General features: G+C 41.3%; 16 protein-coding genes. 10 read left to right on the forward strand and 6 right to left on the reverse strand.

Features of this window, described 5'->3' with window-relative positions:
• The 5 genes from CWB72_RS07910 (at position 1) to CWB72_RS07925 (ending at position 1,921) form a co-directional block, all read left to right on the forward strand.
• Positions 1 to 345 (forward strand): rhodanese-like domain-containing protein, encoded by a 345-nt coding sequence (locus tag CWB72_RS07910; RefSeq protein WP_138630407.1) that lies wholly within the window; start codon positions 1 to 3, stop codon positions 343 to 345.
• A 226-nt stretch (positions 346 to 571) separates the two neighbouring features.
• Positions 572 to 1,003, forward strand: a complete 432-nt coding sequence (locus CWB72_RS07915) for a hypothetical protein (RefSeq protein WP_138630409.1) — start codon at positions 572 to 574, stop codon at positions 1,001 to 1,003.
• 9 nt (positions 1,004 to 1,012) lie between these two features.
• On the forward strand, positions 1,013 to 1,333 hold the full coding sequence (locus tag CWB72_RS07920; RefSeq protein ID WP_138630411.1) for a helix-turn-helix domain-containing protein: 321 nt from the start codon (positions 1,013 to 1,015) through the stop codon (positions 1,331 to 1,333).
• Positions 1,334 to 1,366: 33 nt separating this feature from the next.
• Positions 1,367 to 1,525 (forward strand): hypothetical protein, encoded by a 159-nt coding sequence (locus CWB72_RS20520; protein WP_171037243.1) that lies wholly within the window; start codon positions 1,367 to 1,369, stop codon positions 1,523 to 1,525.
• Between the two features lie 30 nt (positions 1,526 to 1,555).
• Positions 1,556 to 1,921, forward strand: coding sequence for a nuclear transport factor 2 family protein (locus tag CWB72_RS07925; protein ID WP_138630413.1), 366 nt, complete (start codon positions 1,556 to 1,558; stop codon positions 1,919 to 1,921).
• Here the strand turns inward: CWB72_RS07925 and CWB72_RS07930 are convergent, their stop codons facing one another.
• The 5 genes from CWB72_RS07930 to speA all read right to left on the reverse strand — a co-directional run bounded on the left by CWB72_RS07930 (position 1,922) and on the right by speA (position 7,870).
• A complete protein-coding gene (locus CWB72_RS07930; protein WP_138630415.1) occupies positions 1,922 to 2,701 on the reverse strand; it encodes a substrate-binding periplasmic protein in 780 nt (259 codons plus the stop codon).
• Positions 2,702 to 2,908: 207 nt separating this feature from the next.
• Positions 2,909 to 4,084 (reverse strand): mechanosensitive ion channel family protein, encoded by a 1,176-nt coding sequence (locus CWB72_RS07935; protein ID WP_138630417.1) that lies wholly within the window; start codon positions 4,082 to 4,084, stop codon positions 2,909 to 2,911.
• Positions 4,081 to 4,980: an acetyltransferase gene (locus CWB72_RS07940; protein WP_138630502.1), complete on the reverse strand. Its 900-nt coding sequence runs from the start codon at positions 4,978 to 4,980 to the stop codon at positions 4,081 to 4,083. Before CWB72_RS07940 ends, CWB72_RS07935 begins: the two co-directional genes overlap by 4 nt.
• A 30-nt stretch (positions 4,981 to 5,010) precedes the next feature.
• On the reverse strand, positions 5,011 to 5,877 hold the full coding sequence (locus CWB72_RS07945; RefSeq protein ID WP_138630419.1) for an acyltransferase: 867 nt from the start codon (positions 5,875 to 5,877) through the stop codon (positions 5,011 to 5,013).
• Between the two features lie 112 nt (positions 5,878 to 5,989).
• On the reverse strand, positions 5,990 to 7,870 hold the full coding sequence (speA, locus tag CWB72_RS07950; RefSeq protein WP_138630421.1) for a biosynthetic arginine decarboxylase: 1,881 nt from the start codon (positions 7,868 to 7,870) through the stop codon (positions 5,990 to 5,992).
• 311 nt (positions 7,871 to 8,181) lie between these two features.
• Between speA and speE the strand changes: the two genes are divergently transcribed.
• Positions 8,182 to 9,042, forward strand: a complete 861-nt coding sequence (gene speE / locus CWB72_RS07955) for a polyamine aminopropyltransferase (protein WP_138630423.1) — start codon at positions 8,182 to 8,184, stop codon at positions 9,040 to 9,042.
• A gap of 68 nt (positions 9,043 to 9,110) precedes the next feature.
• Here the strand turns inward: speE and CWB72_RS07960 are convergent, their stop codons facing one another.
• Positions 9,111 to 10,838 (reverse strand): DUF885 domain-containing protein, encoded by a 1,728-nt coding sequence (locus CWB72_RS07960; RefSeq protein WP_138630425.1) that lies wholly within the window; start codon positions 10,836 to 10,838, stop codon positions 9,111 to 9,113.
• A 361-nt stretch (positions 10,839 to 11,199) separates the two neighbouring features.
• Between CWB72_RS07960 and CWB72_RS07965 the strand changes: the two genes are divergently transcribed.
• The 4 genes from CWB72_RS07965 (at position 11,200) to ubiB (ending at position 15,280) form a co-directional block, all read left to right on the forward strand.
• Positions 11,200 to 12,183 carry a GGDEF domain-containing protein gene (locus CWB72_RS07965; RefSeq protein ID WP_138630504.1) on the forward strand — a complete coding sequence of 328 codons (984 nt, stop codon included), beginning with the start codon at positions 11,200 to 11,202 and terminating at the stop codon, positions 12,181 to 12,183.
• Between the two features lie 118 nt (positions 12,184 to 12,301).
• Positions 12,302 to 13,057, forward strand: a complete 756-nt coding sequence (ubiE, locus tag CWB72_RS07970; protein WP_130256643.1) for a bifunctional demethylmenaquinone methyltransferase/2-methoxy-6-polyprenyl-1,4-benzoquinol methylase UbiE — start codon at positions 12,302 to 12,304, stop codon at positions 13,055 to 13,057.
• Positions 13,058 to 13,065: 8 nt separating this feature from the next.
• Entirely contained in the window at positions 13,066 to 13,668 is a 603-nt protein-coding gene (locus CWB72_RS07975) for a ubiquinone biosynthesis accessory factor UbiJ (RefSeq protein WP_138630427.1), read from the forward strand.
• 10 nt (positions 13,669 to 13,678) lie between these two features.
• The gene (ubiB, locus tag CWB72_RS07980) at positions 13,679 to 15,280 is read left to right on the forward strand and encodes a ubiquinone biosynthesis regulatory protein kinase UbiB (protein ID WP_138630429.1); all 1,602 of its coding nucleotides are present in this window, start codon (positions 13,679 to 13,681) and stop codon (positions 15,278 to 15,280) included.
• The last annotated feature ends 29 nt before the right edge of the window (positions 15,281 to 15,309 follow it).

Genomic DNA, 15,309 nt, shown 5'->3' on the forward strand with positions numbered 1-15,309 from the left:
ATGTTGACTCCTGTTCAAGATGTATTAAAAACAGTTCGCCCTAATCAGCGCTGCATTAGCGCAGAGCAAGCAAAGCAAGAAATTCAAGACAATGAGGGTATACTTGTTGATGTGCGCGAGCCTCAAGAACACGCGCAAAAAGCAGCAGCCGGTGCCATCAATGTGCCACGTGGTTTACTAGAATTTAAATTACCTGAAATCGTGAAAGATGCCGCAAAACCCATTTATGTGCATTGCGCTGCAGGCGGCCGTGCGGTATTTGCCGCAGAGCAACTGACTCGTATTGGCTATCAAAATGTGACGGTGATCACCTGTAAAGCTGACGATATTTGCAATATTTTCTAAAATTTTGCGCTTTGTCCCTGTGCAAAGCGCTCTTTCACTCTGCCACCTCACTGTCATAACACTCTTTAATAATACTTTTATTAGCTTATAAATTAATAAGTTAGAATATATGACAGGCACTGTCTTATGACAAAAAAGGCACTGACATATTGCTGTCGGCGCTTTATACTGGTGTACCTAATATGCTTATCCCAACTTAACCAAAACAACTAAGGGAATATGCACCATGACTCCTAGCATCAACAACGAAGAAAAGTCTCTACCTAAGAAATTACCTTTTGAATTGTACTTTCAAGATGGCGATAACCAAATAGCCTGTAAAGCCAATCTCTTAAACGGCAAAGAATATGTCTATATCAATGATGAGTTGGTTTCTGAGAAACGTAACTTAGGCTTTAAAAGTAAGCATACTTTTGAGTATGAAGGCGCTGACTGGACTGTTAAGTTTGACGTTATCAATATGCTCACCTCTGAAACCGAATGCTTGATATTTAAGGGCAAAAAGAAAGTTGGCAGAAAAGCCTTAAAACCGTTTGCACAAAACCCAAAACTTATGATGAAGGCATTTGCCGCCTTCTTTTGTTATGGCCTTATTTTTGGCGCTGGTTTCGCTACTGTTGGTTACTTCATTGGTCGCTGGTTCGGCAGTACACTTTAGGAGACTGCCATGCAACTCAATCAAAAAACCATAAAACAGCTAAGAGATGACAAAAATTGGACCCAGCAATCATTGGCAGATGCGTGTGGACTCAGTCTTCGCACCATTCAACGTGTTGAAAAAGAAGGGGTTGCCAGCCGAGAAACCATGATGAGCTTGTGTGCCGTTTTTGAAGTAAAGCAGTCATATCTGATCAATCTCGATGATGTTGAAGAAACCAATGGCAACCAAACTACGGTGAATATGAAACTACATTTAATGATGTTAGGTGCTGCAGCACTATTTGGTGGACTTGTTGGTGCAGGTATTCTGTATTTATTAATCGGATAAATAGCTAAAGTTTTATATTTCAAGGAAAAGACAATGAAAAAATCAATGAATAAATATTATAAGAGTAGCTTGTTTCTTATCGTCATTGGCACAACTCTGTCGACACAAACACCGCCTTTTTATGCTGACATCATTATTGTGAGTATCGCGCTAATATACGCGCTTCTTGGCTATAAACAGAGCTGCGAATAAACAATAACGTCTAAAAATACCGAGGAATGTATGACTGACATTGAACTGGCAACCGTTGCCATCGTTGATAAACAACTCGACGCCTATAACAACCGTGATATCGACGCTTTTGCTGCGACATATCACGATGATGTTGAAATTCATGCTTTCCCTGGTGGTTTGCAATATCAGGGTAAAGATAAGCTGGTTGAGCGCTATGGTCAGAAGTTCGCCTCTTTAAAATATCTTAATGCCAGTTCATTAAAACGTATGATAGAGGGCAATATTTTAGTCGATCACGAGCTTGCAGAATCAGCCAGTGAGGATGCCAATATTATTGATAATAGCGTGACGATTATTGCCGCTTATGAGGTGATTGACGGCCTTATTAAACGCGTCACTTTTATGGGGCGATAATTAGTCAGTAATGACCGAGCTAGGAATGGCTGGCAACTCATAAGGCGCAACCAATGTGTTAAGCTGGCCTGAGCTCGCCAGCTTAAGCATAGTCCGCTGCAATTTAATCGCTAAAGCCGTTTTTGCAAAACGCTGGCTAAATGCCATATGACCGTAGATGTTATTGGTATGCCGATAGTTTACTTTCTTTAATTGATCAAATGGCTGGTTAAGCGTTCTCATAGCAACCTCAGCAGTTTCCTCCACCGATAAGACTAAATCAACCCGCCCTTTTAGCAGCAAATCAAATGCCACATGCTCAGAGTTTACTTGTACTCGATTGAGTGTTTTATCTTCATCAAATTCTTTGTAATAAGCACCTCCACGCATTACCGCAATACGTTTACCATGTAGCTCATCAAAGTTATTTACCTCTATATCACTGTTTTTATTTGCATAAAAAACGAAAGAAGAAGATAGAACCATATATGGGGGTTGCACAAATGCCATAGTTTGCGTACGGCGACTAGTCTTAATTAACCCTCCCATTACATCAACTTGCCCTTGGGCAAGCATACGTACACAACGAGAAAAAGGGCAAGGTACGGGTTTTATTTTGTAATTTTGATGAGATTCTTTCAGTAACTCTGAGACGATATCGATGATCAAGCCTTGGCTTTCACCTTGTTGGTCGATATAGCTATAGGGGGGAGCATGATCTACGGCAATATGAATAGTGTGGTCGGCCCAAGAAAATCGAGCAAACAACAAAAGAAAAAATGTGATAGCAGTATATTTCATCAAATTACCTCTATTCACTTCCTTATTGCTTTGCGTGATTTCTAACTCCGTATCAAGTGCCACAAAAACAAACTGACGTTATCGTCAGAACCTGATTATATTATCATAGCCAGTTGCCAATTATTGAGTAAATTATGACAATTTTTTTACTAGATATAACACAAAAGAATTACAGTGATTCACCTAAAGTATTAATGGGCTTTAAAACTAGTCAAGTTTTAACTGCCCGGTTACAGCTTGGTAAGGCTTGAGCTCAAATTTTTCTAATGCAGCAATAAGATACTCTATTATTTCAGCCTGCAACTGCTCATAGGGAACCCACTGGGTATTACGACTAAAGCAATAGACCTCTAGCCCTAACCCTTTTTCACTGGGTGCCAGTGAGCGTACCATTAATACGCAATCTTGGTTAATTTTAGGGTGATTTTTTAAATAATGCTCAGCAAACAAGCGATAAACTGAAACATTACTCAGAGGTTGTTCTGTTGCGAGTTCAAACCCTATGCTCTCGGCTATCTGTTCCGCCTTCTCTACAGACCAAGTCTGTAAGCTATGCATATCGACGTAGATAGGTCGCTTAATGCGTCTTCCCGCCGACTGCTGCATTGCCCGCCAATTCTTAAATGAATCAGAAATAAGTAAATAAGTTGGAATGGTCGTAATGGTGTTATCCCAATTACGAACCCGCACTGTGTTCAAGCCCAAATCAAGTACCTCACCATCAGCACCAAAGGCATCAACTTGGATCCAATCACCTATACTGACTAGACGATTCGCCGCTATCTGAATACTCGCTACTAACCCCAAAATGGTGTCTTTGAATACTAATAAAGTGACAGCTGCAATGGCGCCAAAGCCGGAAAGAATATAAGTCGGAGACTTATTGATCAGAATACTGATAACTAAAATAGCGCAAACGATAAATGTGATCAGTTTTGCGACCTGAACTAGGCCTTGAATAGGTACATCTTTAGCAAACTTTAACTGCAAATAAATACCATGACCTAAATTTGTAAAAGCGCTTAGCATCAAACCTGAAAATATCACTAGCAAGATTTGACCTGCGACCTTAGCAACAGCGAATAGCCAGTCAGGTGCAACAAATACTCTTTGATAAAAACCCAAAAATAATACACAGCAAAGTAAGGCTGACAAACGGCCTGATAACTTGCTTAGCTGTGAACTCAGCGGAGTTATTCGACTCGGTGAAAAGCGTGTTATGGCATTTTGCAAGCTAGGCAACACTAAACGGCGGATCACCAAATACAATAAGCAAATACCTGTTATACCAATTACGTTGGCAACTGAGCTTGTCAGCCAAGTAGCCGTTATTGATTGCTGTAACCAAGGTTCGATCAATTGGGTTAAGTGTATTTCTGTCATAGTTGCGACACTTCCTTTGCTATCGCGTTACTACTGCTTTGTAAAGTTGAAAGTGAATCAATTAAATTATCTTTCCTGTGCCATTGAGCATTTAGATATTGCTGAAATGTCACTCTATAGGCTTTATCTAATTGATAATCACCTTGAGGTACTTTTGCTAAAGGCACATAGTCTAATTTAACATCAATGACTGCTAATCTGCCAAGCATAAAGCTTTGGAAAATATTTTTATTGCCGCCATGATAAATGAGTGTGGCATTTATTAAACCATCGAGTTGTTCAATAAGTACTTGAAGCGCAAAAGCCGTACCTCCTGCTTTAGGTTTAAGCAGGTGTTTAAATGGAGAGTTTTGCCTTTGTTGTTTATATTCAGTAAAGCGAGTGCCTTCAGCAAAGTTAATCACTGTCGTTGGATGATGTTTAAAGCTTTTACAGCTTTTTTGTGTGCGTGCCACGTCCATACCCTTTAACTTAGGATTTTTAGCTATTTGTGCTTTGCTTGCTCGCTTCATAAAGGGCATGCCTAAAGCCCAAGCACCTGAGCCTATAAGCGGCACATATTTTAATTCATCCTTTAAGAAAAATTTAGGTGCCGGCAAGGCTTCAATAGCAGTCAACACAATAATGTCTAACCAACTAATGTGGTTTGCTACCAGCAAGTACCAGCCCTGCGCATTGATCTGTGGCGCAATTTCTGTTGAGAACTGCACGCCGCTGAGTTTGAGCGCAAAGTAATTGCCACGACACCAGCATTTATAAAAACCATGAAGAGCATGAGATAGCAGCGCTAAGGGCAGTAATAATTTCACCAACCCCATTAAAAAGATCAGCGTTCCCCACAATGCGGTATTGAGCACTAAAACAGCCGTCGCGACTGCCCCTCTAATTAATTGCATGATATTTACTAGCACACGCATCTCCAAAGCCTATTTCAGCTTTTCTAATTGAGCGTCTTTTTGCTCCCAAAGCGTATTAAGCTTTGCTTGAAACTGCACTCTAAACTGATTATCACCACTGTAGTCACCGATCAGTTTGTCATCTACGCTTTGCGTTTCAACATGAACTTGCACACGCTTCATTTTGCCCGAGGCGAAATCCATAAAAGTTGGAATGCCATCAGGATAATGAATGGTGACATTCACGATTTGATTGATTTGCTCACCCATAGCTTGCATTACAAACGCGATACCGCCAGCTTTAGGCTTAAGTAAGTTCTTAAACTGACTTTTCTGAAGGGTATGTTTGTCTGATGTAAAACGCGTGCCTTCAACGAAGTTCACTATGCTCACTGGCATAGTTTTAAATTTTTCACAGGCTTTGCGCGTAGTCTCTATGTCTTTGCCTTTAAGCTTGGGATTCTTCTTTAACTGACTTTTACTGCTACGCTTCATAAACGGAAAATCCAGCGCCCACCAAGCTAAACCTAAGAAAGGCACATAGAGGAGTTCTTTTTTTAAAAAGAAGTTTAAAAAAGGAATTCGGTTATGCAGCACACGTTGCAATACTAAAATATCTACCCAACTTTGGTGATTCGCAATAACTAAGTACCAATCCTTGCGCTGTAAAGCATCTAGCCCGGTTAATTCAATCTTGTATGGTGAAAAAATATTTTGAATTAAGCTGTTGGTCGCCACCCAATTACTGGCACAGCTTTTAGCTAATACACCAAATAAAGTTTGTAGTGGCTTGAAAGGAATGAGTTTTATCAACCCGAAGATGAAGATAGGAACAAACCAAAATAATGTGTTTAAACAATAAAAAATAAGACTAAAGATACTGCGAAAAAACGACATGAATGACTTCCTTTACCACAACATAAGTACGGCGATACACCTTATATCGCCATATAGCGTATGAATAATACCGTTTTTTACGCAAACACAAAAGTGGAGGCTAAAACTCGCACTAGTCTTCGAAGTAGGTATAACCTTCTAGACCTGCTTGTAGCTCAGCTAAATATTGCTGTTTTTGCGACTCAGGAATGGTTAACGCAGACACTAATTGCTGGAAGTTATCTGCAAGCGAACTCGGCTCATAATGCACAAACTTCAATACATCAGTGACGCTATCACCCTTAATGGCATTGGTTAACTGATAACCGCTTTCAGTCATTTCAACATGTACTGAGTCGGTATCGCCAAATAAATTATGTAAGTCACCTAAGATCTCTTGATATGCGCCGACCATAAACATCGCAATATGATATTGGTCGCCGGTATTGTATTGCGGAATTGGCAAACTCGCCTCGATGCCGGTACCTTCGACATATTCTCTGATCTGACCGTCAGAATCACAGGTAATATCTTGAATGATCGCACGTTGAGTCAATGGTGTATGTAAGTTCTCAATTGGCATCACAGGGAATAACTGCTGAATACCCCACACATCCGGCAGTGATTGAAATAAAGAGAAGTTAACAAATAACTTATCGGCCAGCTTTTCATTTAAGTCATCTAGCACTTCTCGGTGTGCACGCGATTTGCTGTCTAGCGCACTACGCACTTTATGCAGAATCGTAAAGTAGAGCTGCTCAATTTGCGCCCACTGCAGCATGCTTACTAAGCCATGCACATACTGACCATGCGCTTCGCTGAATAAATGCATCGCATCGTGGTAGCTTTCAAGTGCCATGCGCGGCGACACTTGCTGATATACGCCATATAGCTCTTGTAAAATAGTGTGTGCGTCGGTATCAGGTTGACTCACTTCGACCTGATTAGGGGCTGTTTCAACATCAATCACATCTGTGATCAATACCGCGTGATGCGCAGTAAGTGCGCGGCCAGATTCTGTGATAATGGCAGGCTGAGTTAAGCCATGTTGCTCACACACATCAGCAAACGCCGACACCACGTTTTTTGCATACTCTTCAACCGTGTAGTTCATCGAGCAAGCACTGCGTGAGCCCGAGCCTTCATAGTCAACACCTAAACCACCGCCTACATCAACGGTACAAAGTGGCACGCCTATTTTAGAGAGCTCAGCAAAGTGACGGGCACATTCAATCAATGCACGTTGGATGTCACGGATATTGGCGATTTGCGAGCCGATGTGAAAATGCACCAACTGCATTAAATGCAGCTTGCCTGCGGCTTTTAGCATCTCTACCGCTTCAAGCACCTGACCTGCGGTAAGACCGAACTTACCTTTTTCACCACCGGTATTTTGCCATTTTCCTTTACCAACTGAGTTGAGGCGAATGCGAATACCAATCGCAGGCTCAATGCCTAAGTCATCAATTTCTTTCAGCAAAGTGGTTAACTCAGAGAGCTTTTCGACTACGATATTAACGTGATGACCCAGCGCTTGACCAATACATGCCAAACGCAAAAATTCACTGTCTTTATAACCGTTACAGACAATTTTAATCGGCTGTTTTGCCAAGCCTAAAATGGCCATCAACTCAGGTTTAGAACCTGCCTCTAAACCGACTTTACCGCTTGGATGAGCCAGTAACTTGCTAACGACTGAGCGCTGCTGATTTACTTTAATTGGATAAACGCACGTGTAGTCGCCCTGATACCCTTTATGTTCGCACGCTTTTGCAAACGCATTGGTCATAGTATCGACTCTGTCTTGCAGAATATCGGTGAAACGAACCAGCACAGGTAAAGTTAAACCTTGTGCTTTAAATTCTTCAGTTAATTTTGTAAAAGAGATCGGTGCCTTACTTTGACATTTATCTGGAAATGCAACCAGCTCACCTTGCTCGTTGATATCAAAGTAGCCATCGCTCCAATGGGCTACGTTATATGTTGCTCGCGCGGTATCTAAACCCCAAGTCATCTCGACCTCTTAAACAAACTAGCAAAACATGCATTTTAATATGCAGTTTAAGCATTTGCGACTGTATTTTTACTCATTTTGCTCAGTTACAACTAAGCTATAAATTAACAATCTATTTTTAACGCTACCACGTATTACAATTAAATGATTTTACTTGTAGCTATGTGTAAAACAGCACAGGTATAAGTTGAAAGCACCGGGGAAGATTGAAGTATAAAAAACTGCCCCAACATCTATCAAATAATGATTGAGCATAAACTCAGGCGCTGGCAAAATGCGCCGTTAACAATTTACAGTGTGATTTAATTCTTATGTCGAATTTAGAAGCAAACCGTTGGTTTACCGAGATCAGTGATCGCGATGGTAGTGCGTTCTCTTTACGCATCAATAAAAAGCTTGATGAAATTCAGTCTCCTTTCCAAAAAGTTGAGATGTTTGAAACAACTGATTTTGGCAACCTGATGATCATCGATGGTTGTACTATGGTAAGTACTCGTGAAAACTTCTTTTATCACGAGATGATGAGCCACCCTGCACTCTTCTCACACCCTGCACCGAAAAACGTGGTGATTATTGGTGGTGGTGACTGCGGTACGTTACGTGAAGTACTGAAACACTCAGGTGTTGAAACAGTAACGCAAATCGACATAGACGAAGTAGTGACTCAAATGTCATTAAAATACTTCCCTGAATTATGTGAGTCAAACAACGACCCGCGTGCAACTGTGATGTTTGATGATGGCATCAAGTACATGCGCGAAGCAACGCCAGAATCAATTGATGTGATCATTGTTGATGGCACAGATCCAGTAGGTCCAGGTGAAGGTTTATTTAACCACGCTTTCTATACAAGCTGTCTAAATGCACTACGCACAGGCGGTATCATGATCCAACAAAGTGAATCTCCACTGATGCATATGCCACTGCTTTTAGAAATGCGCGATGCAATGAAAGAGGTTGGTTTTGCTGATTTACAAACACTACCTTTCCCGCAACCAATCTACCCAAGTGGTTTATGGTCGGCAACAATGGCTCGTAAAGGTGAGCGCTTCGATGGCTTCCGTGAGCAAGATGCTGACAATGCAACATTTAACACAGATTACTACAATGTCGGTATTCATTATGGTGCATTAGCAACACCTAACTTTATGAAGCGCGCCTTCGAAAAGTAATAGCTTGTATTGCAGCAATAAAAAAGCCCGATTAACTCGGGCTTTTTACACCTAGAAATATGTTTTAACTATTTCTGCAATGTTTCTGTTATATAAATCTCTATTTGTTTCTCTAACACAAATAATGGCACTGAACCGTGGCGTAAAATCTGGTGATGGAATTCACGAATATCAAACTTATCACCTAAACGTGTTTCAGCTTCTTTACGTAAGCGTTTAATCTTTAACTCTCCAATTTTATACGATAGTGCTTGTCCTGGCCATGATATGTAACGATCTGTTTCAGTTTTTACGTTATGTAGCGATAAAGCCGTGTTGTCTTGCATAAACTTCATTGCTCTATCTCGGCTCCAACCAAACATGTGCATACCGGTATCAACCACTAAGCGCGCTGCACGCCACATTTCGTATGTTAAACGGCCAAAGTTGCTGTATGGGTCTTGGTAGAAACCTGCTTCTAGCCCTAAATATTCAGAATATAAGCCCCAACCTTCACCAAATGCTGAGATATAGGCATTACGACGGTAACTTGGTAAATAATCTAGCTCTGCGTTTAAAGCGATCTGTAAGTGATGGCCTGGCACTGCTTCATGCAGTGTTAATGCTTCTAAAACATATAGCGGGCGCTTATCGAGTGCATAGGTATTTACCCAATAAAAGCCTGCTTCATCGTCTTTACGTGCACCTGAATAACGACCCGTTGTGTATTTAGGCGCAATGCTCGCTGGCACTGGCGCAACACCGTATGGACGGCGCGGTAGCGTATGAAACAGTTTTGGTAGTTGAGCATCCATTTTCTTAGCTATATAAGACGCTTCTTTTAAAAGCTGTTCTGGGGTTGTAGCATAAAATTGTGGGTCTGTTCTTAAAAAGTGCACAAACTCAGCAAAGCTACCTTCAAAACCAACTTGCTTAATAATGCCTTCCATTTCAGCACGAATACGTGCCACTTCTTGTAAGCCAAGCTCATGAATTTGCTCAGGTATCATGCCTGTAGTGGTATAGTGCTTAGCTCGGTTAGCATAAAACGCTTTACCATTTGGTGTTGAGCTGATCCCTATTTCTTGACGCGCGGCAGGACGATACTCAAGCGTAAAGAAATCGAAATAGGCTTGGTATGCTGGTATTACTTGCTCTGCAATAATATGCTTAGCTTTCTGTTGTAAAGCCGCCCACTGAGCATCACTTAAGTTGGCCGTATTTGTTTTAAACGGCGCGAAAAACTCAGAGTTTTCAATATTGCGTGGAATATAAGCCAAAATAGACTCTTCATAGCCCTGTAGAACCGCTTGCGGTTGCGTCAGACCTATCTTGATCCCCTCTTTCATCCAATTGATGTTTTGCTCAAAGAAGCGAGGAACTTGTGTTAATCGCTGTAGATACAGCTCAAATCCTGCATTTTTAGTAAAATCATGACCGCGAACCATAAACGATAGGCTCGAATGAAAGCCATATTCTGACGTCAATGGCATAAAGTGGGCATTAAATTGGTATTCATCCACTTTATTTTGTACTTGTGCACGGATAATAGTGTGATTGATTTGGTTTTCACTGCTTAAGCGAGACACATCCATACTATCTAATTGCGCTAGAAACGCTAATCTTTGCTGGTTTTGTGTATTTAAAGCACCAGCAGATAGGTTGGGCAATAAATACTCAGCATTTAAGTCTTTACGAGAATATGCGCTAATTTCACCACGATAAGTTTCTATCTGCTTGGTAATTGCACTAAATGCTTCATCAGGAGCAGATCCAGTTAGCTGGCAACCTGATAAAGCTAAAATTGCTGTAAACATACAAGCGCTTAATAAACGAGATGGTCGAAAGTGTTTCACTATAATTATCCTGTAGCTGTGTATGCTGCTACCATATCGACTAGAAAAGCCAATGTGCAATTAAATTGCGACCAGTTTAAGAAAAAGACAGATTTATACCGCCTTAATTCAAAGTCATATCTCACCTCATACTTTTTGCTCGAATTTCGAACAAAACACCCTGCTTATTTTTATATTTTCTACTCAAATGCATTTTTTACTTTGCAAAAATAAAGAAAAAAAGTAGTCTGGCAAATGTGATGGATCACAGAGATATCAACTGGACGTTGTTTGTTTTTTGTTTATTTTGGTATGTGGTAGTAAGTTCATGTTTCATGATCCAATGGAAATAGCTCAAGAGAAAATGACTAAGGTCTGCTTGTTCTTAGAGCAGCATATTTTACCTCCGACACCATTAAGCTATCAGGTTGCTTATACTTACATCAGCAAAACTCATTCTGAGTTAAACCGTACTCTCGACTATGCTATTCGACAAAATTACACTATTGATAGTATTTTTATCGAACAACTGTATTTTGAACATTTAAACCGTACTCATGATGCTGAAGCTGCCATGTTAAAAAATGTTGATGGCGTGGTGACAAGTCTAGCTAATTCAGCACAACAGTCACAGCGCAGTATCACCCACTTTGCTGAACAAGTAAGTATTTGTGTCAATAGCTTAGATGAGCATAATGTGGCAAAAACTAAACATGCGTTGACACAACTTTCGAAGCAAACAGATATCATTCTACAGCAGCATCAAAAGTTTAAAGAGATGCTGCAAAAAACCCGCATGATGCATCGTGATGCTAAAACACAATTAGCTAAGCTACGCAAAGAACAACTTATTGATGTTCAAACTGGCATGTATAAACGCCATTACCTGAATCAGCAAGCTCAATTATGGATTTCACAAGATAAACCAATCTGCGCCATTTCTATTCAAATCAATAACTTGCATGAATTCACTGAAGACTTCGGTGATTTAGTCAGCGAAGTTGTTTTAAACCGTGTAGCAAAGAAAATTCAAAAGTACGTATTTGAAAGTGGCCTTCCTGGACGCACAGCCAAAGATGAGTTTGTCGTATTGATGTCGGACATTGAACCTGATACCGCTAATATCATTGCTGAAAAAATTCGCGTAGGCGTTGAAAAACTGAAATTCGTCAGCTCTAAAAGCGAAAAAAATCTACCTAAAGTTGATCTATCATTTGGTATTGCTAAACGTAATGATGAAAGCAATTTTAACACCCTAGCTCGTAAAGCAAGCCATGCCGCACATAAAGCACACTCGTTGCAGCAGTCAGCTTATATCGCACTATAAAAACGTTAATAACTTCTAAACTATCGTAATTTCATCTCGTTATAAATTGCACCTATTGGGCGCAATCAAGTACACTATGGCAAGCAAGTTTCAATGCCAAACAATTAGAGAAGCACAGATGAAAGAGTCGCAGCAAAATACCACTGATTTTGGTTATAAAACCGTTGATCGCGCAGATAAAGCCTCTATGGTTGCCGATGTATTCCACTCCGTTGCGGCCAAATATGACATCATGAACGATCTCATGTCGTTCGGTATTCACCGCTTGTGGAAGCGTCAAGCCATTGCTTGTGCTGGTGTTCGTAAAGGCCACCGCGTTTTAGATCTTGCAGGCGGTACAGGCGACTTAACGGCAAAGTTCAGCCAGTTGGTTGGTGAAACCGGTCAAGTTATCTTAGGCGACATCAATGACTCTATGCTTAAAGTCGGTCGTGACAAACTGCGTGATTTAGGCTTAGTGAGCAACATTGAATATGTACAAATGAATGCCGAGGCACTGCCGTTTCCAGACAACAGTGTCGATGTGATCACTATCGCATTTGGGTTACGTAATGTCACTGACAAAGACGCGGCGCTTCGCTCTATGTACCGTATTTTAAAGCCGGGTGGCCGTTTACTCGTGTTGGAGTTTTCCAAAACAGATAATGAAGCGCTTTCTAAGCTATATGACTTCTACTCTTTCAACATCTTGCCAAACATGGGCAAATTAGTGGCTAATGACAGTGAATCGTACCGCTATCTTGCCGAGTCAATTCGCATGCACCCAGATCAAGAGACACTGAAAGGCATGATGGAAAATGCGGGGTTCGAGCAAGCAACCTATCAAAATATGACAGGTGGCATCGTCGCATTACACCGAGGCTTCAAGTACTAGGATCGACTATGCTGACAACGCTTGCCTGCGCAGCCATTGAAAATGCGCTTAATCTACTTTTAGACAAAGAGCCTAGCTTAAAGCTAGCACTTGAGCAGGTTAAGCATAAAACCTTGGCGGTTGAAATTAGAGACTGGCACACAACTTATGCGCTCACTTTCACTGGCAAACAGTTTATGCTGTTCAACAACTATCAAGAGCAAGCAGAGTGTAAAATCAGCGCACATTTGGAAACTTTACCTGAGCTCAAAGACCCCAGTGTTATGACGCAGCTTATTCGTCAGGAAAAACTGGATTTAGAAGGTGATTTACACTTAGCACAGGCCTATAGCGGCGCTTTTGCAAAATTAGACATTGATTGGGCTGAACATCTATCTGCTTATATCGGTGATGCCCCAGCGCAACTCATCGTCGAAAAGGGCCAACAAACCAAAACATGTTTGAGCCACAGTGCTACAACCTTTGCTGGCACCTTTGCTCAACTTATGCAAGATGAGCTGAAAGTTGCGATCCACCCTTTAGAATTACAACAGTTTAAACAGCATACACGCGCTATAAAGCAGCATGCTGCGCAACTCGAACAACGTATTGAACAACTTTTAAATCGCTAAGGGAGCTATTTTGTCTGCATCGCGCTTGTATCATATTACAAAGACCCTTCTGCACTACGGCCTTGACGACCTCATACCAAAAGACAAACTCCCTTGGTTTGCCAAAGCAGCTAGAAGCAGCTTATTTTGGCTGCAAAATCAGCATAAAGATAAGCCTCTTGGGTATCGCCTTCGCCTTGCCCTGCAATCTCTTGGCCCGGTTTGGATTAAGTTTGGGCAAATGCTGTCTACTCGTCGCGACTTGCTGCCAGATGATATCGCCCGTGAGCTTGCCCTACTGCAAGACAAGGTAGAGCCGTTTGAAGGTCATAAAGCACAAAAGCTGATTGAACAAGCGCTAGAAATAAATAGCATCGATGAGCTTTTTGCCAATTTTGAACAAACCCCATTGGCGTCAGCGTCTATTGCCCAAGTACACACCGCAACCCTAGAGTTTGAATCAGGTACTCAGGACGTCGTCATTAAAGTCATTCGCCCTGATATCGAAAAACAAATTCAGGCCGATTTATCTTTAATGGCACAAGTGGCGAAAGTCATCGTCAAGTTTATTGGAGAATCACGCCGTCTTCGCCCCGTTGAAGTAGTCAAAGAGTATCGTAAGACTTTATTAGATGAACTCGACCTGCAACGTGAAGGGGCAAATGCCCTACAACTAAGACGCAACTTCTTAGACTCTGATGCACTATATATTCCTGAAGTTTTCAGTGATTACTCACGCAAGAATGTGCTGGTGATGGAACGCATATACGGCATTCCTGTATCAGATATTGACGCCCTTGAAGCGCAAAATACTAATTTAAAATTACTTGCTGAACGTGGCGTTGAAGTCTTTTTCACCCAAGTATTCAGAGACAGTTTTTTCCATGCCGATATGCACCCTGGTAATATCTTTGTCTCTCGTGAACATCCTGAAAATCCAAAATATATTGGTATCGACTGCGGCATTGTCGGCACTCTAAACAAAGAAGATAAACGCTACCTTGCCGAAAACTTTATTGCCTTCTTTAACCGCGATTATCGCCAAGTCGCGCAGCTACATGTTGATTCAGGCTGGGTGCCCGCCGATACTTGCGTTGAAGAGTTTGAGTTTGCCATCCGTACGGTGTGCGAGCCCATTTTCAATAAACCGCTAGCTGAGATTTCATTTGGCCATGTGTTGGTGAATCTGTTTAACACGGCGCGTCGTTTCAACATGGAAGTACAACCACAGCTAGTGTTGCTACAAAAAACCTTACTATATGTTGAGGGGTTAGGTCGACAGCTCTATCCACAGCTTGACCTTTGGCAAACGGCGAAACCTTTCTTGGAAAATTGGGTCAAAGAACAAGTAGGTCCTGTCTCAGTACTGAAACAAATGTATGCTAACTTACCATTTTGGGCAGAAAAGATGCCTGAGCTACCAGATTTAATCTATCAAAATCTGAAACAAAAAAAGCAGCATAACGTGCAGCCTGTTGTAAGCTCCCAAAAACCTATTTTACTGGGAATGCTGGCTTCTAGCTTATTCATTGTGTCAGGCCTAAGCTTTTTAGCAACGCAGACAACCTTAAGCACTATTACCTTAATTGCATCAATTGGCGCATTTCTAGCGGCATGGCGTAAAACAGGGTGATATTTTGCGCACTGGGCGTATAATCAATT

The organism is Pseudoalteromonas phenolica (assembly GCF_005886345.1).
Taxonomy (GTDB): domain Bacteria; phylum Pseudomonadota; class Gammaproteobacteria; order Enterobacterales; family Alteromonadaceae; genus Pseudoalteromonas; species Pseudoalteromonas phenolica_A.

Excerpts from the sequence above, each read along its gene's own strand:
- CWB72_RS07930 (WP_138630415.1), bottom strand. The coding sequence starts at position 2,701 with ATGAAATATACTGCTATCACATTTTTTCTTTTGTTGTTTGCTCGATTT.
- CWB72_RS07940 (WP_138630502.1), bottom strand. The coding sequence starts at position 4,980 with ATGCAATTAATTAGAGGGGCAGTCGCGACGGCTGTTTTAGTGCTCAAT.
- speE (WP_138630423.1), top strand. The coding sequence starts at position 8,182 with ATGTCGAATTTAGAAGCAAACCGTTGGTTTACCGAGATCAGTGATCGC.
- CWB72_RS20520 (WP_171037243.1), top strand. The coding sequence starts at position 1,367 with ATGAAAAAATCAATGAATAAATATTATAAGAGTAGCTTGTTTCTTATC.
- CWB72_RS07925 (WP_138630413.1), top strand. The coding sequence starts at position 1,556 with ATGACTGACATTGAACTGGCAACCGTTGCCATCGTTGATAAACAACTC.
- speA (WP_138630421.1), bottom strand. The coding sequence starts at position 7,870 with ATGACTTGGGGTTTAGATACCGCGCGAGCAACATATAACGTAGCCCAT.
- CWB72_RS07965 (WP_138630504.1), top strand. The coding sequence starts at position 11,200 with ATGGAAATAGCTCAAGAGAAAATGACTAAGGTCTGCTTGTTCTTAGAG.
- CWB72_RS07920 (WP_138630411.1), top strand. The coding sequence starts at position 1,013 with ATGCAACTCAATCAAAAAACCATAAAACAGCTAAGAGATGACAAAAAT.
- CWB72_RS07915 (WP_138630409.1), top strand. The coding sequence starts at position 572 with ATGACTCCTAGCATCAACAACGAAGAAAAGTCTCTACCTAAGAAATTA.
- CWB72_RS07935 (WP_138630417.1), bottom strand. The coding sequence starts at position 4,084 with ATGACAGAAATACACTTAACCCAATTGATCGAACCTTGGTTACAGCAA.
- CWB72_RS07975 (WP_138630427.1), top strand. The coding sequence starts at position 13,066 with ATGCTGACAACGCTTGCCTGCGCAGCCATTGAAAATGCGCTTAATCTA.
- CWB72_RS07960 (WP_138630425.1), bottom strand. The coding sequence starts at position 10,838 with ATGTTTACAGCAATTTTAGCTTTATCAGGTTGCCAGCTAACTGGATCT.
- ubiE (WP_130256643.1), top strand. The coding sequence starts at position 12,302 with ATGAAAGAGTCGCAGCAAAATACCACTGATTTTGGTTATAAAACCGTT.
- CWB72_RS07910 (WP_138630407.1), top strand. The coding sequence starts at position 1 with ATGTTGACTCCTGTTCAAGATGTATTAAAAACAGTTCGCCCTAATCAG.
- CWB72_RS07945 (WP_138630419.1), bottom strand. The coding sequence starts at position 5,877 with ATGTCGTTTTTTCGCAGTATCTTTAGTCTTATTTTTTATTGTTTAAAC.